This window comes from Adlercreutzia aquisgranensis (genome assembly GCF_943193145.1).
Taxonomy (GTDB): Bacteria; Actinomycetota; Coriobacteriia; order Coriobacteriales; family Eggerthellaceae; genus Xiamenia; species Xiamenia aquisgranensis.
Map to the genome: position 1 here is coordinate 84,625 of NZ_CALPDA010000002.1, position 22,107 is coordinate 106,731.

General features: G+C 61.3%; 18 protein-coding genes. 16 read left to right on the forward strand and 2 right to left on the reverse strand.

All coding sequences use genetic code 11. The annotated features are described in order from the left end of the window. Positions 1 to 129: 129 nt before the first annotated feature. The 6 genes from NFR41_RS01590 to NFR41_RS01615 all read left to right on the forward strand — a co-directional run bounded on the left by NFR41_RS01590 (position 130) and on the right by NFR41_RS01615 (position 8,469). The gene (locus NFR41_RS01590) at positions 130 to 2,064 is read left to right on the forward strand and encodes a beta-propeller domain-containing protein (RefSeq protein ID WP_251230442.1); all 1,935 of its coding nucleotides are present in this window, start codon (positions 130 to 132) and stop codon (positions 2,062 to 2,064) included. Positions 2,065 to 2,203: 139 nt separating this feature from the next. Next, positions 2,204 to 3,145 carry a LicD family protein gene (locus NFR41_RS01595; RefSeq protein WP_285833838.1) on the forward strand — a complete coding sequence of 314 codons (942 nt, stop codon included), beginning with the start codon at positions 2,204 to 2,206 and terminating at the stop codon, positions 3,143 to 3,145. Between the two features lie 386 nt (positions 3,146 to 3,531). After that, positions 3,532 to 4,026, forward strand: coding sequence for a YbaK/EbsC family protein (locus NFR41_RS01600; protein WP_251230444.1), 495 nt, complete (start codon positions 3,532 to 3,534; stop codon positions 4,024 to 4,026). Positions 4,027 to 4,292: 266 nt separating this feature from the next. After that, positions 4,293 to 4,793 carry a pyridoxamine 5'-phosphate oxidase family protein gene (locus NFR41_RS01605; protein WP_160213004.1) on the forward strand — a complete coding sequence of 167 codons (501 nt, stop codon included), beginning with the start codon at positions 4,293 to 4,295 and terminating at the stop codon, positions 4,791 to 4,793. A gap of 290 nt (positions 4,794 to 5,083) precedes the next feature. Next, on the forward strand, positions 5,084 to 5,476 hold the full coding sequence (locus NFR41_RS01610) for a (deoxy)nucleoside triphosphate pyrophosphohydrolase (RefSeq protein WP_251230445.1): 393 nt from the start codon (positions 5,084 to 5,086) through the stop codon (positions 5,474 to 5,476). Then, complete coding sequence (locus tag NFR41_RS01615; protein WP_251230446.1) at positions 5,473 to 8,469, forward strand: DEAD/DEAH box helicase; 2,997 nt, start codon at positions 5,473 to 5,475, stop codon at positions 8,467 to 8,469. The genes NFR41_RS01610 and NFR41_RS01615 overlap by 4 nt, the downstream gene beginning before the upstream one ends. A gap of 57 nt (positions 8,470 to 8,526) precedes the next feature. Here NFR41_RS01615 and NFR41_RS01620 read toward each other — a convergent pair whose 3' ends face one another. Further along, a complete protein-coding gene (locus tag NFR41_RS01620; RefSeq protein WP_251230447.1) occupies positions 8,527 to 9,390 on the reverse strand; it encodes an Rpn family recombination-promoting nuclease/putative transposase in 864 nt (287 codons plus the stop codon). A 256-nt stretch (positions 9,391 to 9,646) separates the two neighbouring features. Between NFR41_RS01620 and NFR41_RS01625 the strand changes: the two genes are divergently transcribed. From NFR41_RS01625 to NFR41_RS01670, 10 genes are all read left to right on the forward strand, one after another. Next, positions 9,647 to 10,666, forward strand: a complete 1,020-nt coding sequence (locus tag NFR41_RS01625) for a putative manganese transporter (protein WP_251230448.1) — start codon at positions 9,647 to 9,649, stop codon at positions 10,664 to 10,666. Positions 10,667 to 10,885: 219 nt separating this feature from the next. Then, complete coding sequence (locus NFR41_RS01630) at positions 10,886 to 12,142, forward strand: molybdopterin molybdotransferase MoeA (RefSeq protein ID WP_251230449.1); 1,257 nt, start codon at positions 10,886 to 10,888, stop codon at positions 12,140 to 12,142. After that, positions 12,142 to 12,621 (forward strand): MogA/MoaB family molybdenum cofactor biosynthesis protein, encoded by a 480-nt coding sequence (locus NFR41_RS01635; protein WP_251230450.1) that lies wholly within the window; start codon positions 12,142 to 12,144, stop codon positions 12,619 to 12,621. The genes NFR41_RS01630 and NFR41_RS01635 overlap by 1 nt, the downstream gene beginning before the upstream one ends. A gap of 305 nt (positions 12,622 to 12,926) precedes the next feature. Next, entirely contained in the window at positions 12,927 to 13,850 is a 924-nt protein-coding gene (gene nrfD, locus NFR41_RS01640; protein ID WP_251230451.1) for an NrfD/PsrC family molybdoenzyme membrane anchor subunit, read from the forward strand. Positions 13,851 to 13,980: 130 nt separating this feature from the next. Further along, positions 13,981 to 14,409, forward strand: coding sequence for a GntR family transcriptional regulator (locus NFR41_RS01645; protein WP_251230452.1), 429 nt, complete (start codon positions 13,981 to 13,983; stop codon positions 14,407 to 14,409). Further along, positions 14,396 to 15,400 carry a slipin family protein gene (locus NFR41_RS01650; RefSeq protein ID WP_251230453.1) on the forward strand — a complete coding sequence of 335 codons (1,005 nt, stop codon included), beginning with the start codon at positions 14,396 to 14,398 and terminating at the stop codon, positions 15,398 to 15,400. The genes NFR41_RS01645 and NFR41_RS01650 overlap by 14 nt, the downstream gene beginning before the upstream one ends. A 301-nt stretch (positions 15,401 to 15,701) precedes the next feature. After that, positions 15,702 to 18,116 (forward strand): molybdopterin-dependent oxidoreductase, encoded by a 2,415-nt coding sequence (locus tag NFR41_RS01655; RefSeq protein WP_160213012.1) that lies wholly within the window; start codon positions 15,702 to 15,704, stop codon positions 18,114 to 18,116. A gap of 10 nt (positions 18,117 to 18,126) precedes the next feature. Continuing rightward, positions 18,127 to 18,744 (forward strand): 4Fe-4S dicluster domain-containing protein, encoded by a 618-nt coding sequence (locus NFR41_RS01660; protein WP_160213013.1) that lies wholly within the window; start codon positions 18,127 to 18,129, stop codon positions 18,742 to 18,744. 12 nt (positions 18,745 to 18,756) lie between these two features. Then, positions 18,757 to 19,950, forward strand: a complete 1,194-nt coding sequence (gene nrfD / locus NFR41_RS01665) for an NrfD/PsrC family molybdoenzyme membrane anchor subunit (RefSeq protein WP_251230454.1) — start codon at positions 18,757 to 18,759, stop codon at positions 19,948 to 19,950. A 176-nt stretch (positions 19,951 to 20,126) separates the two neighbouring features. After that, positions 20,127 to 20,819, forward strand: a complete 693-nt coding sequence (locus NFR41_RS01670; protein WP_251230455.1) for a TorD/DmsD family molecular chaperone — start codon at positions 20,127 to 20,129, stop codon at positions 20,817 to 20,819. Between the two features lie 93 nt (positions 20,820 to 20,912). On the opposite strand, the gene NFR41_RS01675 is transcribed toward NFR41_RS01670, so the two are convergent. Beyond that, the gene (locus NFR41_RS01675; RefSeq protein ID WP_251230456.1) at positions 20,913 to 22,031 is read right to left on the reverse strand and encodes a DUF8462 domain-containing protein; all 1,119 of its coding nucleotides are present in this window, start codon (positions 22,029 to 22,031) and stop codon (positions 20,913 to 20,915) included. Positions 22,032 to 22,107 lie beyond the last annotated feature (76 nt).

Sequence of the window (22,107 nt, forward strand, 5' to 3'; positions counted from 1 at the left end):
GAATTATCTGCTTCAGTGCAACAGTTTGCGCCTTTGCGGACTCTTATAGGTGTGCCGGTTATGGCTCTGTGGTCGTATACGATGCTATGATGGCGTTGACGGCTGTTCGTCGCGAAGGGGGATGATCCTATGAGGGGAGCGTTGAACCTGTCTGCTACGAGGAAGCTTCTGCCGAAGGGGAACGGGCCTGCACGGGTGGTATCTGAGCTGTCGGCGCCGCTTGGAGCGGTTCTTCTGGCCGTAGCGTTGCTGGGTTGCTTCGGGTGCGCGGGCGAGCCCGGAGGGGCGCAAGGCGGCGGCTCGTCCACCGGTGCCAGCTTTGGGGGACTACCTGATGAGGAGGGATCTGGGGCCGAAGAAGGCTCGGTATCGCAAGCTCCGGTGCAGGCCGACTATGATTCGCGTCGCGGTGAGCGCAAGGACGCTGTGGACTCCTACGATGCATTGCGCAGCGCTCTGTGGTCAGGCCAAGAGGAAATGCGTGAAGAGCCAGAGATTGGGGTAACCGACGGTTCCGGGATCGCTTGGATGTGGGCGACCGCTGCCTGCGAGGGAGAATACGAGGCGAACCAGGCGGCGCCGGATACGGTGGTTGCCGACGGCGACCTTGTGTTTATCGCTGAGAAGGATGCCGACGAGCCGCAGTTCGTTGCCGTGCGCGTCCTCGACGTCTCTTCGGGGATTCCGGTGCAGGTAGCTGCTATTCCCGCGCAGGAGAACTGCTGCGTCGTGTCGCTCTACGCCAAGGGCGGGAGGCTCTTCGTGCTGTCCATGGCTGCTGCTCAAAGCGATGCGTCCCAAGCCCCGTGGGCTGCATCTCCGCGGACGCGCCTGCTGACTTACAGCTTCGACGACCCGTCGTCTCCTCAGCTAGAGGCCGTGGTGGAGCAGAGCGGTGCCTATATGGCGGCGCGATTCGATGGCCGGTACGCTTATGTGGCCAGCGTGTTCAAGCCAGCCGTCATTCCATCCGATGCGGACCCCGCATGGTTCGTGCCGGCGGTGAACGGCGTGCTCGTGGCTCCTGAAGATATTTGCGCCCCGGCCTTCGAAGACATGGTCGACTACTTGGTTGTCACGGCAATTCCTCTCGACGATCCCTCTGCGGTCGTCGACCGTATCGCGCTGGCCAGCAACTACGCCAGTCACTATGTAGGTAGTGCGGCCATTTATGACCTGCAGGAGCAGTGGGCTCCCAACGATTGGGACAATTACAACCATCCGGAAACCGCAGTGCTGCGCCGTGTGGCCTATGGCGATGGCTCTTTTAGCTTCTCGAGCCAGGCGGTTGTGGATGGTGGAGTATCGGCTCAGTCGATGACCGAGTACGAAGGAAATCTGCGAGCTCAGCTCTACCGGACAATCGAGGGGAGCCAAGCCTTTGATGATACACTGACGTTTGCCGTGTTCGACGAGCGGATGAATCAGGTTGGGACGTTGGAAGACTTCGGCACCACCAACAATGCGATTTACGTGGGAGCCGAAGAGAACGCGGCGCTTTACCGGGTGTACAGCGAAGGCGAGGAGCAGATGCGCGCTGTGAACCTGAGCGACCCGGGGCATATGGCGTTTTCCGACCCCCTGGACGTATCGCCGTTGCAGGATGTGCGCCTGTTCGGCCCTGGAAGGGCGGTGGGCGTCGCCCGTGCGGGCGATTACACCGATGACGGAGGCTATGCGGAGAGGACGTTGCTTTCGCTGCTGGACGTGTCGGATCCCAGCGGCGTTCGGGAGACGGGGTCGGTGGTTCTGGATGCGACGATTGTGGAGATGGCGTCCCTTTACGATCCGCTGATGTATTTCGACGCAGAGCGCGGAATCATCTTGTTCTCGTCCTGGTCGCAGGTCGATGGCGAGTACTGGTTCTACGGTTTGAGGGTGGCTGAGGACGGCTCGCTTTCCGTGGAGTCGAAGCAGCTGGACATGGGAGAGTTGAATAATTCCTTCCATGCTGTGTGGACGGGAAGCGCCGAAGGGCAGGCCGAGAGCTTGTGGGTGGTCGTTAACGGCGCCATCGCACGCTGCGACCCCTCAACCTTGGAGCTGGCAGAGTTCGTGAAGTGACAGGGGGATCGCTCGGCAATCCGCCTGATGCGCTTGACGACGACGTCTCTGATGCTCGTGGTGCTGTTCGATGACTGTCTGTGCAGGCGAACGCTATAATGGCCGCGATGGTGAGGCGCGCAGAGGGCGCCACGGACCGGTGCAGCAGAAGGGGGTGCTGGTGGACTACGAGGCGAAGACGTTGCGGCGGCTGCAGCTTGCTGAGCTTGAGATTCTGCATGCCGTCGACGAAGCGTGCAGCCAGCTGGGCATTCCTTATTTCCTGGACGGCGGCACGGCGTTGGGGGCGGTGCGGCACGGCGGCTTCATCCCTTGGGACGACGACGCCGACGTCGGCATGCTTCGTCCCCACTACGAGCGCTTCCTGGCCGAGGCGCCGGCTGTTTTAGGGCCGCGGTTCGTCGTGGCGAGTCCGCGCACGCATCCGCAGATGGCGGGCATGTTCGCGAAGGTGATGCTGGTCGGTACCGCGTTCCAGACCCGGGAGACGCTTGAGGCCGGGTTCGACCAAGGCGTGTTCGTGGACGTGTTTCCCTACGACTGCCTGGCATCGGATTCGGGGGCGGCGGCGCGTCAGCAACGGGCGTGCCGGCGGCAGCAGAGTCTCTCCTATCTGTACCATTCAAAGCACATCACCGTTCCCCACGGCGGCGTGCTGGGAGCATGCGAGCGGCTGGCGTGCCGAGCGGCCCACCGGTTGGTGCGCAGCACGACCAGCCCGCAGGCCATTGCCGCGAAGTTCGACCGGGCTGCTGCAGCTGGCGCAACGCGCGGCGGCACGGTGGAAGCCGACGGGGGCGGCTTGGCCGCCGGTTCCGCGTCCGAGCTTGGCGGGCAGACTGAAGGTCAAGCCGAGCCGATGGCGATCGAGGGCTCTCGCTGGGCGACTCTCTCCTATGCGGGTACGGCATTTCCGCTCGAGGTGCTGGAGCCGCCGCGCCCAATCGCCTTCGAGGGCGTGATGCTTCAGGGTCCGGCTCAACCCGAAGCGTTCTTGGAGACGCTGTTCGGCCCTACGTGGACCCAGCTGCCCCCGGAGGATCAGCGGCGCAACCACGCACCCGTGCGCCTTGAGTTCTGAGGGCGCTGCATCAGGTTTGGGCGGAAAAAGAAGCAGCGCGAGCCATGAGGGGGTTATGGCTCGCGCTGACTGGCGAATCGCCGTGCGATCCGCATGCGGCCGGGCAGGCGAGGGGTTGCCTCCCTGGTGCCGTTGGCTGAGCGAGAGGAGGAATCGATCAGCTCGAATGGCAAGATGGCGGGGGAGAAAATGCCATCCTGCAACACTTAGTATAGCCTTAAATTATCCTCAGTCAAGGATAATTTAAACATTTGGGCGATTGCACGTCGTACCCTGGTCCTTTTCGATGCGTTTTGCAGGTGCTACCTGGGGTTAATCGTTTTACGTGGTAAGCTACGAGCCGTTTCATTGTGGGCGGCCAATGGATTGGTTCGCGAGGAGGTCCGATGGCTATCGATAAAGTGCGCGCTGCGTTCGCTGCTGCGGGTATGAAGGAGCGGATTTGCGAGTTTGCCGAATCTTCGGCAACGGTAGAGCTTGCGGCGAAGGCCGTGGGGTGCGATCCGGCCCAGATCGTGAAGACGCTATCCTTCCGCGTGGGCGAACGCGTGGTACTGGTGGCGTGTGCGGGAGACGCCCGTGTGGACAACCGCAAGTTCAAGGACTTCTTCGGTGGGAAGGGCAAGATGCTTTCGCCGGACGAGGCCGAAACGCTCGTAGGCCACGGGGTAGGCGGCGTGTGTCCCTTCGCGGTGAACGAAGGCGTGGAAGTGTTTCTGGATGGCAGCATCAGGCGCTTCGACACGGTGTACCCGGCGGCCGGCAGCTCGAACTCCGCCGCCCGCCTGACGCCCGGTGAGCTGGAGCGACTGGCGGCGCCATGCTCGTGGGCGGACGTGTGCAAGCTTCCGGAAGCCGCCGAGCAGGGAAACGGCTGGTAGCGGAGGCGCCTTTCGAAAGCGCTTTCGGCACGACCGTTCCTGCATGCTCAGCCGCTGAGTCGTGCTGCTTACAGCGCGCCGTTCCCGAAGGAGGGCGACCTTTTCGGCGTTGAGGAAGAGCGGGCGAATTCGCATGGAGAAGGTTGAGTGAAGGCGTGCATGCGGGTACCATAGCCGCGGTTGCTTGATTTGGGCGTGACGTATTGCCCGCGCTTGCGTACTAATGGGATTTGCGGCGAGCGAATGACAGGTTAGGTGGTTTCACGATGAAGCATTACCCTATGCAGATGGCCAACCGGGAGCTTTCCGCCGAAGAGGCGCTTGAAATCCTGGAGTCGGGCGAATACGCGGTGGTTTCCACCGTGGACGAGGACGGGACCCCTTACGGCGTGCCGCTGTCCTACGTGATGATCGACGGGCGCATGCTCATCCATACGGGGAAGCGCCCGGGCCATAAAATCGACGACTTCGCGCGCGATCCCCGGGTGAGCGTGGCGGTGGCGACCGAGGTGGAGCCCTGTTACGAGGAGACGTTCTTCACCACCCGCTTCGCATCGGTGGTGGCGCAGGGCACCATCGAGCGCGTAGAGGACCCGGTGCTCGTGCGCCGTGCGCTGGTGGAGCTGTGCATGAAGTACATGCCGTCGGAGAAAGCCGAGATCGGCGGTGCCATCCAGCGCGAGCTCGACATCACGGACATCTGGGCGATCAGCTTCCAGGAGATTCGCGGCAAAGGCGCTCGCCGCAAGCCGAAGGACCAGCGGTAGGCGAGCGCTCATCGCGTAATTGGCCGGCTTCAGAGCTGCTTGCGCAGGAAAGCCTTGAATCCTGGTAGGTCCACGGTATAGCTGCCGCCACCGACAGGCCCTATAATTCCGGCAGAAAGCAGGCGTCCTTGTATTTCGGGTATGGCCGTTGTTCGCATTTTTCGCAAAGCTTCGCAAGGCCGGCCCCTGGAAGACACCTCGATCGTGACATTTCCTTGAGAAGCAGTACAATGCCGGTGCGGACGGGCAACCGTGCGGCTAGGTTCTCGAAAGGTGCGGAGGGCTTCCGGATGAAGACTATCGAAGTGGTTGCGGCTGTCATCGTTCATGACGGCAAGGTTCTCGCAACCCAGCGCGGCTATGGCGATTACGCAGGCGGATGGGAGTTCCCCGGCGGCAAGATCGAGCCCGGCGAACAGCCCGAGGCGGCGCTCGAACGTGAGATTCGCGAGGAACTGGATGCCGAAGTGAAAGTGGGCCGACACCTCGTCACGGTCTCCTACGAGTATCCGAAGTTCTTCCTGCACATGCAGTGTTTCGCGTGCTCGCTGGCCGGCCCCCTGAAGCTCCTAGAGCACAGCGATGCCCGCTGGCTTACCCGTGAAACGCTCTGGAGCGTAGACTGGCTGCCCGCCGATGTCGATGTGGTCCGGGCGATCGAGGCAAGCGGGGCGATGGGGTGAGCGCCATCGTTGGAAATACCGTTCTGTCGGCAGAGGTTGAGCGGGGGAGATGGAGCGGATCGAAAGGGCCCGAGGCTGCTGCGATTGCCGAGGCGTCGCGTACCGCACTTGTCGATCGAAGCCATCCTTCGTCAGAGCTTTTTAGGCCCCGTTTCGTTTCCAACGATCATCGGCGTGGACGCAAGGTTTCCGCCGTCATCGAAGCCGAGCTCAACCATTGCGTATCGTTCGACTTCAGTGTCGCCTTCGTAACGGAGAGTGGCTTGGCCCCGTTGCTTCAAACGTTGAGAGAGCTGGAGGCTAAAGGTATTCCCGGGCGGGTTCTTACTACAGATTATCTGGCATTCAGCGAGCCTCGAGCTTTGCGACGTCTGGCAAAACTGTCGAATATCGAAGTACGCATGTTTGTAACCGAGGGGCAAGCTCACCATCAGGGGTTCCATACTAAAGGTTACCTTTTTCACTACGAAAACGGCACGAGCAGGGTTCTCGTAGGAAGCGCGAATCTGACTGGAAGTGCCCTTGCCGTAAATCACGAGTGGAATCTGCATTTCACCTCCCTGGAGAACGGCGAGCTGTTCCAGGAAATCCAAGGCGAGTTCGAGAACCTGTGGCAGAAATCGCTCCCTATTGACGACTATCTTGACGCGTACCGGCAAATTTATGAAGACAAGAAGCGTATTGTTGCGCAGCAGACGATCGTTCCTTACCAGCAGGTTGCTCTGGAGCCGAACTCGATGCAGGTGCAGTTTATCGGAAACCTCCTTCGCTCCATGGAGGAGGGGGAAAGACGTGCCTTGCTGATTTCTGCGACGGGTACCGGTAAGACCTACGCTTCCGCCTTTGCCGTTCGTGCTTGCAAGGCGCCGCGCATGCTGTTTCTTGCTCACCGCGAACAGGTGCTCAAGCAGTCGATAGAAAGCTACCGCCGAGTGATGGGGTCCACGGTGGCCTACGGATTGCTTTCAGGCACGGCCAAAGAAACGAAAGCCGATTATCTGTTTGCCACCATGCAGACCATGGCGAAGGATTCGGTGCTTGGCGAATTCGATCCGGACTGGTTCGATGTAATCGTTATCGATGAGGTTCATCGAGCAGGTTCGTCGAGTTACCAGAAGATCATGGGCCATTTCAGTCCCCGGCTTTTTCTGGGCATGACTGCAAGTCCGGACCGGCCGGATGGATTCGATATTTACAAGCTGTTCGACAACAACATTGTCCACGAGATTCGTCTCAAGCAGGCATTGGAAGAGAGCCTTCTCTGCCCGTTTCACTACTTTGGCATCACCGACATCGAGGTTGATGACAGGGCGCTCGACGATGTGGGAACGTTCTCCCGCTTGGTATGCGATGAGCGCGTGGGACACATCATCGAGCAGGTGCGGTATTTCGGTTATAGCGGAGTGCGAGTTAAGGGGCTGATGTTTTGTCGTACCAACAAAGAGGCCTGCGAACTGTCGCACAAGCTGAACGAGCGCGGGTTCAGGACCGTTGCTCTTTCTGGCGCCGATAGCCAGCAGACACGCGAGCGGGCCATTGACCGCCTGACGGCCAATGAGGGCGATGCGCTGTACAGCGATCGGCTGGACTACGTTCTTACAGTCGACATCTTCAACGAGGGCGTAGATATTCCTGATGTCAACCAGGTGATCCTCCTTCGTCCTACCGAATCCCCCATTGTTTTCGTACAGCAATTGGGGCGTGGTTTGAGAAAGTCGCAGGACAAGGAATTCGTGGTAGTGCTTGATTTCATAGGGAATTACGCGAACAACTACATGATACCGTTGGCTCTTTCCGGAGATCGCAGCTACAACAAGGATGGCATCCGTAAGTTCGTAATGGAGGGTGATCGCACCATTCCCGGAGCATCAAGTGTTCACTTCGATGCCGTGTCCCGGCAACGCGTGTTCGAGTCTATTGACGCGGCAGGAGTGACCATGAAGCTCTTGCAGGAAAACTATCGAACATTGCGGCATAAGCTAGGGCGTATTCCGAGAATGGTTGACTTTTTAGACCACGGCGAAATCGACCCATTGCTCATGGTGGCAAAATCAAAATCATACTACCGCTTTCTTGCCCGCTACGAGAAATCCTTCGAGGGTGCCCTGACTGAAGATGAGCAGCTGGTGATCGAGTACTTCTCTCGTTATATCGCTAACGGCATGCGGCCTCATGAGCTGCTAGCTCTTCAAGTTCTTTTGGATGGGCGATCTGTCAGCAAAGAGAGTCTTGGGCGATTGCTGGAGTATTATGCGATCAGCTTGGACGATGCGTCGTACAGCTCAACCGTAAGCCTGCTCAATACGAGCTTCGTGAACGCGGAATCCGAGCGCAAGGCCTATGGCGATTTTGCTTTGGTGCGGTTTGAGGGAGGGCAGATCGTCGGTGATGCGGACCTCGACATTTTTCTGGAAAGCGATTCGTTTCGTGCGGCCCTGCAGGATGTTGTAGATTTCGGGCTACGCCGGTTTGCAGATCGCTATGCTCCTTGGGAAGGACCTTTCAAGCGCTACGAAAAGTACACTCGCAAAGATGCATGCCGGCTGCTGAACTGGCCTCAGGACAACAGTTCCACCATGTACGGGTATCGCGTTAAGCACGGAACCTGTCCCATTTTCGTGACGTACAACAAAGAGGACGATATTTCGAGCAGCACGCAGTATGAAGATGCGTTTATTGATCAGGATACGTTTAGCTGGATGACTCGCAGTCGATTGACTCTTGATTCTCCCGAGGTTCAGAGGATTATTCGCTCGCAGGAAGAGGGCACCGACATTCACCTCTTCATCAAGAAGAGCGACGGAGAAGGAAGCGATTTCTACTACATGGGGAAAGCTGCCCCTGTCGCTTGGTCGCAACAGACGATTTTCGATGACAAAGGAAAAGAACTGCCCATCGTCAATTTCCGGTTGCATCTTGAACATTCCGTCCGGGACGATATCTACAGTTATTTCGTAGACGGGCAACCGCTTTCGACGGCTGGCGTCAGATGAGGACACGGATTTGCGGTGTCGGGTCGCCGCTTGTAAAGCTCACCGACGAGGTAAGTGCTAGCCCTTCTGCTTGACTGCGTTGAACTCGTCGAGAAGCCGCTGCTGTAATTCCGGATCGGAGAAGCTGCGCATGAGCTCGTCCGTGCGCCCTCCTTCGGAGAGCCAGCGATACATTGCGGCTGCTTCGGCCATCCCCTTTTCGAGGCCTCGCTTTTCGCCAACGTGTTCGGCCCAGTCTATTCTCTGTTCGACAGTCATCATCTCGCGTACACCTTCTTTCCACAGGCCGTCCTCGTGCGCGTCGAGCAAGACTGCATCGATGCGGCGGCACAGCTCGCCTTCGGCGGTTCCGCTGTCCATGTACCGAAGCAGGCGCCTGAGGCTGGAGTTCTGCTCCTTTGCCCATGCCGACGAGTTCAGGAGAATCCAAGCAAAGCCCGGGTCGAAAGGTGCTTCGGGAGCCTCTTCGGCTTGCATGCGGAAAGTATAGCGCGGAATTCCGCATCCAAGGGGGTCGAACGTGCAGGCGAAAACGATAATGTGCTCGACGAGCTTGGCGTAGGGCGACCCTTTGCCGACCGTATGGGTGTCGGCAACGGCCTGGTAATAGCGCATGCGACGAGCGATTTCTCCTGGGTCGGCCCGTTGCATTTCGACGTTTACGAGGCGTCCGTCCGCTTGGACGAGCACATCCAAGCGGATTCCGCGACCGCCGAGTACGGGGGAGAGTGAGTACTCGGAAGAAATCGACTTGATCGACTCGACAGCTAATCCGGTGAATGCGCTGATTACCTGCTTGCAAATCTCCTCGTCCTTCATGGCTCGCTTGAACCCGGCATCGCTCGTGAAGGGAAATTCGAGCTTGGCATCGTGACCGCTGTACGGCTGAACTGCCGTTTCGTTGAGGTGTTTGTTCGCCATGGTGCCTCCTTCCGGTTGATGCTCTCGTCGAACCATGGTAGTGCTGTGGGCTTGCAAATCGGTTGCACGGGGACAGTTGCTGCGAGACCGCCGATCTTGCGCGCGGGTGCGCGGACCGCGAACGCGTTCTTGCAGGGAAAGACATTGCGTGCGACAGGTTCCTTGCATCCGCCCGCTTGCGTTCTTCCAGCGACAGTTGGGCTACGCGGCTGTGGTTTTCGCTAGCGCTGTTGGGCTTTGGGCTACAATGGCTCCTATGGAAGAAATCGCACATATCGCCGGGCACGTGCTCGAGCATTCCGTTGCCGATACGCTGTACCTTATCCCGTTTCTGTACGTGACGTACCTGCTCATGGAATGGCTCGAGCACAAGACGTCGGGCAAGTCCATGGAGGCCATCCAGCGTGCTGGCGCTGCGGGGCCGGTGGTGGGCGCCGTGGTGGGCGTCGTGCCTCAGTGCGGCTTCTCGGCGGTGGCCTCCACCTTGTGGGCCGGTCGTGTCATCACGCTGGGGACGCTCTTCGCCGTGTATCTGTCTACATCCGACGAGATGCTGCCTATTTTCTTGGCCGAGCAGGTAGACCCGCTCACTATCCTGAAGGTTCTGGGAGTGAAGGTTATGATCGGCATGGTCATGGGCTTCGTGGTGGATGCCGTGGTGCGCCTTGCCCGTCGCGAGAGCCGCCAGCTGCGCATCCGCGATTTGTGCGAGCAAGACCATTGCCATTGCGAGGACTGCGACACCTGCGGCGAGCATCTGCCGGAGTTCGACGAGGAGGCGACCGTCCAAGAGCAGGCCTCCCTGGCTGCGGAGGACCGCGCGGCCTTGGAGGATGTCGACGACGGCTCGCCGAAGCACGACCACCATCATCACACCCACACCCCTATCTGGAAGAGCGCCCTTGTGCATACGGTGCAAGTGGTGCTGTTCATCTTCATCATCACCGTCGTGCTGAACACGGTACTGGAGGTGGTGGGCGAGGACGTGCTGGCCAACGCGCTTTCGGACAACCCCGTGCTCGCCACGTTCGGTGCGGCGGCCGTGGGCCTTATCCCGAATTGCGCCGCCAGCGTGGTCATCGCCGAGCTGTACCTGGACGGCGCTCTGGGGGCCGGCCCCATGTTGGCGGGCTTGCTGGTTTCCGCAGGCGTGGGCCTTCTGGTGCTGGTGCGCACGAACCGCCACGCCGCGCAGAACGCGCTGATCATCGCGGCGCTTTACGCCACTGGCGTGTTCTGGGGCCTCATGGTGGGCGCCTTCGGTATTGTGTTTTAGGGAGCCGTGCTTCCCAGGCGCGTGTTGCGCGAGGTTCGCGGCCGCAGCGGCGGGCTGGCGAGCGAGCTCTCATTGCGGGCTCGGTGCCAGAGGCTGAAATGCCTGCACAGCTGCGCCGCGCAAAGGGGCATTCCCTATTATGCGCAAATGGCTATAATGGTCAGCTAATGCGGACGCCGCCGACTGATGGCGGCCGATGGGGAGGGGAGAGGACGTTTCATGGCTCAGATGATCTCGGTCGAGGAAGCCCGCGACCTGATATTGGCAAACGTGCAGCGCCTTGGCGACGAAGTGGTCGACGTGGTGGATGCTGCCGGGCGCGTGGCCGCGCAGGACCTGGCGAGCGACATAGACGTGTCGCCCTTCGCCCATTCGGCTATGGACGGCTTCGCGCTGCGTGCCTCGCAGATAGCGGGCGCCGCCGTCGAGTCGCCGGTGGTGCTGCGCGTTATCGCCGAAGAGGCCGCCGGCGAGGTGTTCGAAGGCCCCATTGCCGACGACGAGTGCGTGCGCATCATGACCGGCGCCCCGCTGCCCGATGCCGCCGATTCCGTGGTGAAGTACGAGATCGTGGGCGTGGTGGAAGGCGACGGCAAGCCGGGCAGCCTGGTGTCGTTCGCCGAGCCGACGAAGCTGGGCAGCAACGTGCGGGCCGCCGGCGAGGAGGCGCGCGCCGGCGAGGTGATCGTCCGTGACGGGGAAGTGGTGAACGCCGCCGGCGTGGGATTTTTGGCCGGATGCGGCATCACGGAGCTGCCGGTGTACCGTCGCCCGCGCATCGCCGTCATCTCCATCGGCTCGGAGCTGGTGCCCCCCACCCAGGTGCCCACCCCCGGCAAGATTCGCAACTCCAACAGCTACGCCCTGGCCGCAGCGGCTCGCCAGGCGGGAGCCGTCCCCACCATCCTTCCCATTGTTGCGGATTCCCAGGAGGCGCTGGCGGAAGAGATCTTGCTGGCCGTGCACGACTACGACTTCGTGCTCACCAGCGGCGGCGCCTCTAACGGCGACTTCGACTTCATCAAGCCGGTGGTGGAGCAGCTGGGCGAGCTGCTCATGACCACGGTGAACATGCGCCCGGGCAAAGCGCAAACGTTTGGCCTGGTGAAAGGCGTGCCTGTGTTCGGCTTGCCCGGCAACCCCGCGGCGGCCTACGTGGGCTTCCAGATGCTCGTGCGTCCGGCGCTGCGTAAGATGCAGGGCTACAGTCGCTTCGAGCATCCCACGGTGCGCGCCCGCCTGATGAAGGGCACGAAGAAGAACGACCCGCGGCGCATCTTCATGCGCGGCATGCTGCAGAAGGGCGCCGATGGTACCTACGAGGCCACGCCGGCGGGCAACCAGAGCTCGGGGCTGTTCGGCCCCATCCAGCGCAGCAACTGCATGATCGTGCTGCCGGAAGGAACGGAAGGACGCAGCGAGGGCTCCATGGTCGACTGCCTGCTGCTGGATGTTTCCGAGGAAGTGGTGCTGTAATGAACGAGCCTATCGCCTTCGCCATCATCACCTGCTCCGACACGCGATCGATGAAGGAGGACACCGCCGGCGCTGCCCTGGAGCAGCTCATCGCCGACAACGGGTGGACCTGCCTGGACCACGTGGTAGTGCGCGACGAACGGCCCCTCATCGGTGACGCCATCGTGCGTGCCTGCGACGAGCTGAATGCCGACATCGTGCTCACCTGCGGCGGAAGCGGCCTTTCCCTGCGCGACGTCACCCCCGACGCCACCCAGGACGTATGCGAGCGCAACGTGCCCGGCATCGCCGAGGCCATGCGCGCCCACAGCCTGGCCATCACGCCCTACGCCATGCTGTCCCGCGCGCTGTGCATGCAGCGCGGGCGCCATATCGTTGTCAACCTGCCAGGCAGCGAGAAGGCCGCGCGCGAGAACTGGGACGGCGTGGTTGCCGCGCTGCCCCACGCCGTGAAGATGATGGGCGGCGGCGGCCACTAGGGGCGGCTGCGCGGTTTGTTCGCGCTCGCCTCCTTCATGGTGGTGCGCGCCCTCGCCTCCGAGCTGTTCGATACCCATATCCGTTCAAGTTGTCCACGGAATTTCAAGGCTGTGACCTGGTGCTTTCTGTATATCACCAGGTCATAGCTTCGTTTTTCGCTGGACAACTTGAACGGATATGGGCACTTTTCGCCCCGGCCTGCCCGAAAAGTGTTTTGCGACACCGCTTCTGCTGTGGGGCTTTTGGGGTATAATGCGGCCACTTGGTAGCGTATCGGCTGGGGGAAGCGGGGCGCCGTCCGCGTATGAGCGATCTGATTGCCGCATACCTGTTTTGCGCAGGAGCCGGGTCCGGGGCGGCGTTTCTCGCTGCCGTTTTCGAATGTCTCGTGCGTGTAGGTGCGTTTCGGCGAGCTCGCTTCGCCGGTCGTCGGCAAGTGGTGTCTATGCGCGCCGTCGTGCTTTCCGTCTACGGCGCGGCGCTGGTGCTCCTTGCGTTCGGGATGCTGTGCCTGGTGTTTGACCTCGGTCGTCCTGATCTGGCCCTCAAGTTGTTCCTGCGGCCCAGCCTCACCTTGTCGACCTTCGGCGCCTTCGCGCTGGCTGTGCTGGCTTTGGCGCTGATGGTGCTTGTGGCCTTGCGGTTGGGCCGCGAAAATCAAGGGGCGATTCGGCGGCGCATAGACGGCTTGAGCCGGGCGGTTGTCATCGTGGCGTCGGCGGCCGTCATGGCTTACGCGGGCTTGCTCCTTGGGCAGGCTGACGGCATGCCTTTGTTCGAGACGCCCTGGTTGGCGGTGCTGTTCGTGGCGTCTGCTCTGGCGTCGGGTTTGGCGGTGGTTATGCTTGCGGTTGCCGTCGCGGGAAACGGCCACGTGGAAGCGGTCCGCTACCTGAAGCGCCGTCTGACCGTGCGGCTCGATGTGGCGCTCATCGTGCTGGAGGCCGTGGCTGCAGGCCTCTACCTGGCTGCCATCGCCTTGGGCCCTGCTGGTACTGTGGCTCTGGCGCCGCTTCTGACCGGCGCCCAGGGCGGGCTTTTCGTAGGCGGGTTCGGCTTGGGTGGTCTTACGGTGCCACTAGTGCTTGACCTGCTGCAATGGCGCCGTCCGTTGCCGGGGTGGGCTTACGGGCTTGCGGCGGTGGCAACGCTTCTGGGTGCGCTGGCCCTGCGTTTCGCACTGGTACAGGCGGCGGGCCCGCTGCTCTCGTGGGCGCCGGTGGCGTAAGGGGCGCAGGCTCATGGCGACGGCGGCGATGGCGGCTTTCGGCTTTCACCGAAACTGCAGTGGGCCGTTCGCGCGGCCGTGGGATAATGGCGGGGACTTCCCAAGATCGGATAAGGAGCAGCGGGGCAGGGTGGCAGGCAAGGCGATTCCAAAGTTCGAGACCGACAAGGCGTCCAACGTACCCTTGTGGGTGCAGTTGCGCGATCGCTTCGTCTTCCTCATATCGTCGGGGTACTACGAGCCCGACGAGCAGTTGCCCTCGGTACGGAAGTTCGCCGCCGAGAACCACGTCAGCCTCAACACAGTGAGCAAGGCCTTCATGGCCCTCGAGCGCGAGGGCTACATCGTGACGCGCCACGGCAGTGGAGCCTACGTGCGCGGCAAGCAGGTGGGGGATGATTGCGTCTCCGAGATCGACATCATGACCGAGGACTACGTGCGCAGCTGTTTGGAGCGAGGGGCGGGGATCGACGATATCCCGCGCTTCGTGAGCGAGGTCATCGCACGGCTGAAGGCGGAATCCGGCGAAGAGGGGGAGTCTTCTCATGTTCAATCGTAATGCCCGAAGGAGCGCAGCGTACCGGGACGGAATGGACGACGCGGGCGAACGCGGACGGGTCGGGGGCTGCCGGGCCGACGTGGAGTTCGGCGTAGCGGCGGACGCCTACCGCTCCGATCGCGACCGGCGTTCCTCGCGGCTGGGCGCCGTGGCGCTGCAGATCGTGTTCGGGTTGGCGCTTTTCGCCGTGGTGCTAGCGGCATGGTGGGGCGTCCAGGGCAGCATCGGCCTGTTGGGTCTGGTGGTGGCCGCGGTAGTGGGGCGTGCGGTCCTGTCGTCTGTCCATGTGGCCCTGGATTGGGAGCGCTTCGTGGTGCTGCGCGGCGGCAAGTACCAGCGTCTAGCGGGCCCGGGCATCTTCTTCACCATCCCCGTTCTGGAGTACTGCACCCTGCGCGTCGATCAGCGCACCCAGGTGACGCCTTTCGGCGCCGAGGAAACGCTGACGGCCGACGTGGTGCCGCTTGACGTGGACGCCGTGCTGTTCTGGGTGATCTGGGACCCGGAAAAGGCCTGCACCGAAGTGGAGGACTGCTGCTTCGCCGTAACGCTGACGGCCCAAACGGCCCTGCGCGACGCCATCGGACGCGCGGCGGCTAGCGAGGTGATTATGCGTCGCGAGCAGCTGGACCAGGAGATCAAGCAGGCCATCGAGGACCGCGTGAGCGACTGGGGCATCACGGTGCTGGGCGTGGAGGTGCGCAACATCATCCTGCCCCGGGCGCTGCAGGACGTCATGTCCCAGGAAGCCCAGGCCGAACGTCGCAAGAGCGCTCGCATCACCCTCATGGAGTCCGAGAAGATGGTGGCTGAGATGCTCTCCGAGGCCGCCGACTTCTACCGCAACGACGAAATCGCCTACGACCTGCGCCGCATGCACCTGATGCACGAGGGTATGGCCGACGACAACAACTCGATCGTGGTGCCTTCTGCCTATACGGAAGGCTTCTCCGAGAGGCCTTCAGGGTTGAACGAGGCAAAGAAGGCTTAAGGGCGTCCTTTCGGGCGACTCTCGATTCGGTTCGCGTCCTGTCGCCTGCCTCGCGCCGCCTTCTCGTCTGCTCCGCAGCGTCCGAAAAGAAATTCAAAAAGTGTCGCAATACACCTTGACTGTATTGCGACACTTTTGCATAATGCATCTCAGAGGAACAGGCCAGTTCTGACTACTCATCATGACGGGGGAGGCCTGGCAAGAGGGGGACTGTCTCAAGTCCGAAGGCGTCGTCGGATCCGTTGCAACATCCGCAAGACGCCGCGCCAAGCCCACCCGTCGCACGTCTTCGGGAGGAGATATGGGAGAAAAGAACGTTTCGCAGGGAACTCTGTCGCGGCGTGGCTTTCTGAAGGCCACCGGCGCCGCTGCGGGCGCCCTCGGCCTTGCGGGTGCGGCTGGCATGACCACCGCCCAGGATTGGCTGGCCCCGGCCCAAGCCCATGCGGAAGGCGAGGAGAAGGTGGCGTACCTGTGCCACCAGTTTCATTGCTTGGGAAACTGCTGCCTGAAATGCACGGTGCGTGACGGACGTTTGGCGCTTATCGAGCCCAACGATGCTGTTCGCAAAGAGGATCAGCGCATCTGCCTGCGCGGCATCAACGAGATCCAGCATGTGTACGCCGCCGATCGCATCCAGACGCCGCTCAAGCGCGTTGGGGAGCGTGGCGAGGGCAAGTTCGAGGCCATCAGCTGGGACGAGGCCATCGAGACTATCGCCAACGCCATCAAGGAGTCTCAGGAGAAATACGGAGACAACTCCTTCTTCTTCCGCAAATCCACGGAGGCCAGCTCGGCCCATGGTTTCGATTTCCTGTCGAAACTTCTTCATGCGGAAACCGGTGGCAATTGGGGGCTCGACCGCGGTCAAGCCAACGGATGGAATCCCGGTGCCGGTGTAGGGTCTTGGAGTCCGGGCAACAACTCGCTGGCCGAATGGCCGCTTGCCTCCACGGTCATCTTCTTGGGGGACAACATACTGGAAAGCGGCATTGTCTGGTCGAGGGGCCTTTTTGACGCCAAAGAAGCCGGGGCGAAAATTATCACCGTAGACACGCGATTTAGCCCGACGGCGTCGAAGTCCGACCAGTGGATTTCCGTAAAGCCGGGAACCGATGCCGCGCTTATCATCGGCATGATTCGCGCGATTATGGATGAAGGCTGGTGTGACGAGGAGTTCATCAAGGCGCACACCGGCTATCCGTATCTCATCGACGAGGCCACCGGAGAGATTTACGGTGAGATGCGCGACGTGACCAACGAGAAGACCGGCGAGGTTACCCAGAAGAAGGCTCCCTACGTATGGGATGCGGTTTCCAGCTCCGCACGCCTCTACGACGAGGAGGGCATCGATCCTGCGATCGAGGGCTCCTGGAAGCTTGACGGTCGCACACTTACCACCGAGTTTTCGGTTCTGAAGAAGGCCTACGAGCCCTACACTTTGGATTGGGCGAGCCAGATCACGAGCGTTCCTTCCGAGACCATCAAGGGTTTGGCTGACGACTACGCCAACCGCGGTCCCGCCTTCATCTGCTTCGGCCTTGGCGGCCCGGACAAGTACGCCAATGCCGACGTGCTGGGCCATGCCCTCGTGCTCGTGACGGCGCTGACGGGCAACATCGGCAAGAAAGGCTGCGGCACGGGCTGGTACGGCGCGGGCGGCGCGTTTCACTCCACGACGGCGCTTCGGGCATGGGAGCTCCCCGACGAGTTCAAGGCTGCGAAGTCCGAGTGCGAAATGTACAACATGCCCTACAAGGATAACAATATCCACGTGGCGCTGACCTTTGGCGATGCCTTCACCTTGGAGGCGGCCGACGCTAACAGCATGCTCGACTGGGTAAAGAGCCTGGACTTCTACGCTATCTGCGACATCTACCATTCCTCTGCTGTCGATTACGCCGATATCGTGCTGCCGGCTTGCACCAAGTTCGAATGCGATGAAGAAATCACCGACCTTCGTAACTGCAAGGGTTACCTGGCTTTGGGGCAGAAGTGCATCGACCCGCTGTTCGAGTCCAAGACCGACCTTGAGGTGGAGCGGCTCATCGCGGCGCAGTGGGGTTACGACCAGTATCTGCCCAAGAGCCACGAGGAGTATGCCCGCCACCGTCTTTCCGAGGCCAAGGGCAACATCGAGGGCTTTACCATTGAGGCGTTCAAGGCAAACCAGGGCGTGCTTCGCTTCTTGGATTCTGACGAGCCCATGCGCAGCTCTTGCCAATTCACTACGGAAACAGGTCGTCTTGAGCCGTACTACGAGAAGCAAATCAAGTTCGGCCAGGCTTTTCCTGTGTACGAGACTCCCAACGAAGCATTCGAAGAGAATCCTCTGCACGAGCAATATCCGTTGGTTTTCGTTCAGGGCAAGAGCCGCTTCCGTATCCATGCCTACTACAGCGCCTCTTCCTGGTTCCAGGAGTACTTCGGGCCAGTGGTAAACATCAGCCCAGGCGACGCGCAGACTCGTGGCATTGAGACGGGCGACGAGGTTCGCATCTCCAACGATCGTGGCACCTTCGTCTGTACGGCCTTGGTGAACAATGCCATCCAGCCCGGCACCCTGTTCATGGCAGAGACCACATACAACCACTACTATCCCGAGGGATTCCTGCAGAACGTCACCAACTCCTATCGTCAGGAACGTTGCTACGAGATGACCCATGGCCCCCAGATTCCTTACAACGACACCCTCGTCGAGATCGAGAAAGCGTAGGTGACTGGCGATGACGAAACTCGGAATGGCAATTAGCCTCGATCGCTGCATCGGCTGCCAGACGTGCGCCAATGCGTGCAAGATGCAGAACAGCGTCCCCATGGGCATGCAATGGAACCGCGTGGTCACCGAGGGGTGCGATGTTATGGACGACGCCCATGGCACCTACCCCGACCTCTCCCGCACCTACCTGCCCATTGCGTGCCAGCACTGCGAGAACCCGGCCTGCCTGAAGGTGTGCCCGACCGGCGCTACCTACAAGGACGACAAGGGGCGCGTGGAGATCGACTACGACAACTGCATCGGCTGCCGCATGTGCATGGCGGCGTGCCCCTACAACGCCCGCTCCTTCAACTGGGAAGACCCGGTGCGCGATCCCGACTTCAAGTACGGCGACAAGGACGTGCCTGTGCGCACCAAGGGCATGGTGGAGAAGTGCACCCTGTGCAAGGAGCGCACCGACCGCGACCAGGAGCCCATGTGCGTGAAGTGCTGTCCCACCAAGGCTCGCGTCTTCGGTGACCTCGACGATCCGAAGTCGGCGGTTTCCCAGCTCATCCGCGAGAAGCGCGCCGGCGTGCTGCTTGAGGAAAAGGGCACGAAGCCCCAAGTCCACTACTTCGATTAGGAGCGTGCTACCATGCAACTACTTACCAAGAACAAGCTCCTGACCGGCATCTTCGCCGTGCTGGGAGTGGCCGGCATCGCCGCTTGGGCCTACCAGCTTGCGGGCGGCTTGGGTGTTACCGGCATGTCCAACGCGAACTCCTGGGGCCTCTACATCGCCATGTTCATGTTCTTCGTGGGCCTGTCGGCGGGCGGCTTGATCGTGGCCTCCTCTGCGTCGGTGTTCCATATCACCGAGTACAAGAAGGTGGCCATGCCCGCCATCATCCTGTCCACGGTGTGCATCTGCTGTGCGGGCGCGTTCGTCCTGATCGACCTGGGCGGCATCCAGCGCATCTGGCACCTCTTCGCAAGCCCTAACGCTTCGAGCCCTCTGGTGTGGGATATCTGCGTGATCACGTTGTACCTGTTCATCAATGTGCTCTACCTGCACTTCATGCACAAGGGTGCCGAGCGTGCGGTGTCCGTGTTGTCCCGTTTCGCCCTGCCCACGGCCGTGCTGGTTCACAGCGTCACCGCGTGGATCTTCGGTCTGCAGATTGCCAAGGAGGGCTGGTTCTCCGCCATCATGGCCCCCATCTTCGTGGCCTCGGCTATGGATTCGGGCCTGGCGCTGCTGCTTATCGTGCTCATCGTGCTCAACGCCGCCAAGCTGTTCGAGACGCCGAAGAAGCTCATCGCGTCTCTGGCCGGGCTCCTGGCCACCTGTGTCGCTATCGACGGCTTCCTGATCTTCTGCGAGGTCATCACCATGGCCTATCCTGGAGCCGAAGGGGCTGCCACCCTGGCCGTTATGGTGAGCGGACCCACCGCGCCCTTCTTCTGGGCCGAGGTGGTCGGTGGGCTGCTGGTGCCCTTCCTGATGCTGGTGTTCGCTAAGAACCGCCAGAATACCGCCCTCGTTACCGTGGCGAGCGTGCTGGTGGTGGCAGGCGTGCTGTGCAAGCGCCTATGGCTGCTGCTCACCGCCTTCGTCATCCCCAACATCGTTGGCGCGCCGGGCATCATGTCGGACGCCTGGATGATGGGCGGGTCCTACGCCCCCACGGCGATCGAGTTTCTGATCGTGCTGGGTGTGCCGAGCCTCGGTGCGCTGGCTTTCATGGCCATCGGCTCCAAGCTGCTGGTGCCGGCCATGGCCAAGGAGCACGCGCCTGCGCGCTCCAGCGCGGCAGCCGACCTTGACCTGGAGGCCCAGGTCGCTTAGTAAGAACGTGGCGCGGTGCTGTCGAAGGTCTTCGGCAGCACCGCCTCGTTCCCTGTCCCCTCCGGCGCGGCGGTCGGGTTGCACAGTCGCCACCGCGCCCACGTGCCGAACAGGCTGATGTCGGCGGCCGGGACTGTGCCCCGGCCGTTCCGCCTTCTAAGAGAAAGGCCCTTGCCATGAGCGCTATTCGCCCCGATGAGCTTGAAGCTTTGGCCGACGCCTACGCGTTTCTGGGCAACTCGCTTCTGCGGCCGATGTCCCAAACCGCATCCGTCGGGCTCGACGCGGGTTTCTGGGCCGCTTTCCCGGATTTCGGTTCGGAAGCGGCGGCTGCGGCGGCTCGAGAGCTGGCTCTCTGGGCCGAGGCCGGCAGCAGCGCCGCCGAGACAGACCGCGTGCGCGATGTGTCGGTGGAGTACACGCAGCTCTTCGTCGGGCCGCCCAAGCCGGCGGCCCCTCCGTGGGAGACCATGAACCGAGCCGAGGGGGTTACCGTGGGCTTCGGCGAACCCACCTTCCAGATGCGCCAGCTGCTGAGCGCCGCGGGGCTGGAGCTTTCCAACGAGAATCGTCAGTACGAGGACCACATGGGCATCGAGCTGCTCTATCTCTCCGAGCTCTGCCGCCGCGCGGGAGCGAGGAAGGGCGAGGCCGCAAGTAGTACGGCCTCCGAGCCAGTCAACGATGCGGAAGCTGCCGAGACCGCAGGCGAGACGGCGCCCGAGCCGACCGACTTCATCACGAAGCATCCCCTAGCGTGGATCGATTTCTTCTCGGCCCGCGTGCGGGAGGCGGCCCCCGACGGCTACTTCGTGCGTCTCCTGGCCCTGACGAAAGCCCTGCTGCAGCAACAGGTTGCCTGCGGCTAAGGCGGGCGCCTCGCTGATTTTTCCGAATCCCGGGGACGGTTGCAGGGCGATGGCCGCTTCTTTTCCGGACAAGGCCGGGCGGTTCGGTGCGGGTTAGTCCGTTTCTGTTGCTTTCAGATCCCCATTGTTGAGGTATTCCGCCAGATAGGGGACGGTGATGCTGAGCGCGCCGTCTCGGGGCGCCTCTATCACTCCGGCATCAATGAGCCGAGCTCGATACTGCTGAAAATAGCTATTCCCCATTCCGAGCGCCGCTCTGATTTCGGCGACAACGGCGGGCGACGTTTTCTGGGCTGCAATAGCTCGTAGGACTTCGATATCGCGTGGTGAGAGCGCATTGAGCGTGGGCGAGAACACATCTGCAATCAGTTCAAGTCGTGCCGCCGCGATTGCCTGCTCCAGCACATCCGGAGTAACCTCGTCGCCTTCGGCAGTAAGCTCCACGATGTAGTACCCGATGAGCTGAAGGAGGTAGGGAAAGCCCTTTGTGGCCTTAGTGGCCCGCATGAGCATTTCGGAGGCGATCGTGCGTTTCTCGCGCGAGAGGGCGTCGCCGTAATAAGCCAGGATGTCGCCCGACGGAAGCGGTCCGAGCTGGTGCTTGCGAGCGCGATTCAGAAACGTCAACACTTTGTCGTTGAGTACGCGCGAAAGAGATCCGGGTAGCCCTGCCATCACGATGGCGATTTCTTTGCCCTCTCCGGCCAAGTGCTGATAGGTAGATGCGAGCGTTCTCATGGCGTCGGTGTTTGGCTGCACCTCGTCCACGAGCAGCAGCACTTTCTTCTCGCTCTCTGCAAGCTTGTCGCATAGGAGTGAGAGCTTTGTTCTGAATCCATAGTTGGTGCGCACCTCTTCGGAGAAGGTGAGGCCGAAAGAGAAGCCAAGGACCCCAGCTGAGAAGCCTCGCACATGCGACGATTTCTCGGATACGAACTCGGAGCCGGTGATTTGGATGGATTCGAGGATTTCTTCGAGCATATCCTCGCCGGAGGTCACTCGGGCCGGGATAAAACCTTGGGATTTGGCTTCCTCTGCAAGCTGGAGAAGAAGAGCGGTTTTGCCCATACCCCTCTGTCCCAGAATAAGCGTTGCCCGATCTCGGTGCCCGGGCTCGCGCTCAAGCCCTTTTAGGAACTGGGCAACTACTTCATCTCTGCCGACAATGCGCTCAGGGCGGCTGCCAAAGCTGGGATGAAACAGATTTGCCATAGGTGGCCCCTCCCTTTTTTGTTCCCGTTTATCATGTTTTATCATGTTTTATCATGTTTTATCATGTTTTATCATC

Excerpts from the sequence above, each read along its gene's own strand:
- NFR41_RS01675 (WP_251230456.1), bottom strand. The coding sequence starts at position 22,031 with ATGGCAAATCTGTTTCATCCCAGCTTTGGCAGCCGCCCTGAGCGCATT.
- NFR41_RS01625 (WP_251230448.1), top strand. The coding sequence starts at position 9,647 with ATGGAAGAAATCGCACATATCGCCGGGCACGTGCTCGAGCATTCCGTT.
- NFR41_RS01610 (WP_251230445.1), top strand. The coding sequence starts at position 5,084 with ATGAAGACTATCGAAGTGGTTGCGGCTGTCATCGTTCATGACGGCAAG.
- NFR41_RS01605 (WP_160213004.1), top strand. The coding sequence starts at position 4,293 with ATGAAGCATTACCCTATGCAGATGGCCAACCGGGAGCTTTCCGCCGAA.
- NFR41_RS01600 (WP_251230444.1), top strand. The coding sequence starts at position 3,532 with ATGGCTATCGATAAAGTGCGCGCTGCGTTCGCTGCTGCGGGTATGAAG.
- NFR41_RS01635 (WP_251230450.1), top strand. The coding sequence starts at position 12,142 with ATGAACGAGCCTATCGCCTTCGCCATCATCACCTGCTCCGACACGCGA.
- NFR41_RS01655 (WP_160213012.1), top strand. The coding sequence starts at position 15,702 with ATGGGAGAAAAGAACGTTTCGCAGGGAACTCTGTCGCGGCGTGGCTTT.
- NFR41_RS01620 (WP_251230447.1), bottom strand. The coding sequence starts at position 9,390 with ATGGCGAACAAACACCTCAACGAAACGGCAGTTCAGCCGTACAGCGGT.
- NFR41_RS01630 (WP_251230449.1), top strand. The coding sequence starts at position 10,886 with ATGGCTCAGATGATCTCGGTCGAGGAAGCCCGCGACCTGATATTGGCA.
- nrfD (WP_251230454.1), top strand. The coding sequence starts at position 18,757 with ATGCAACTACTTACCAAGAACAAGCTCCTGACCGGCATCTTCGCCGTG.
- nrfD (WP_251230451.1), top strand. The coding sequence starts at position 12,927 with ATGAGCGATCTGATTGCCGCATACCTGTTTTGCGCAGGAGCCGGGTCC.
- NFR41_RS01650 (WP_251230453.1), top strand. The coding sequence starts at position 14,396 with ATGTTCAATCGTAATGCCCGAAGGAGCGCAGCGTACCGGGACGGAATG.
- NFR41_RS01670 (WP_251230455.1), top strand. The coding sequence starts at position 20,127 with ATGAGCGCTATTCGCCCCGATGAGCTTGAAGCTTTGGCCGACGCCTAC.
- NFR41_RS01660 (WP_160213013.1), top strand. The coding sequence starts at position 18,127 with ATGACGAAACTCGGAATGGCAATTAGCCTCGATCGCTGCATCGGCTGC.
- NFR41_RS01590 (WP_251230442.1), top strand. The coding sequence starts at position 130 with ATGAGGGGAGCGTTGAACCTGTCTGCTACGAGGAAGCTTCTGCCGAAG.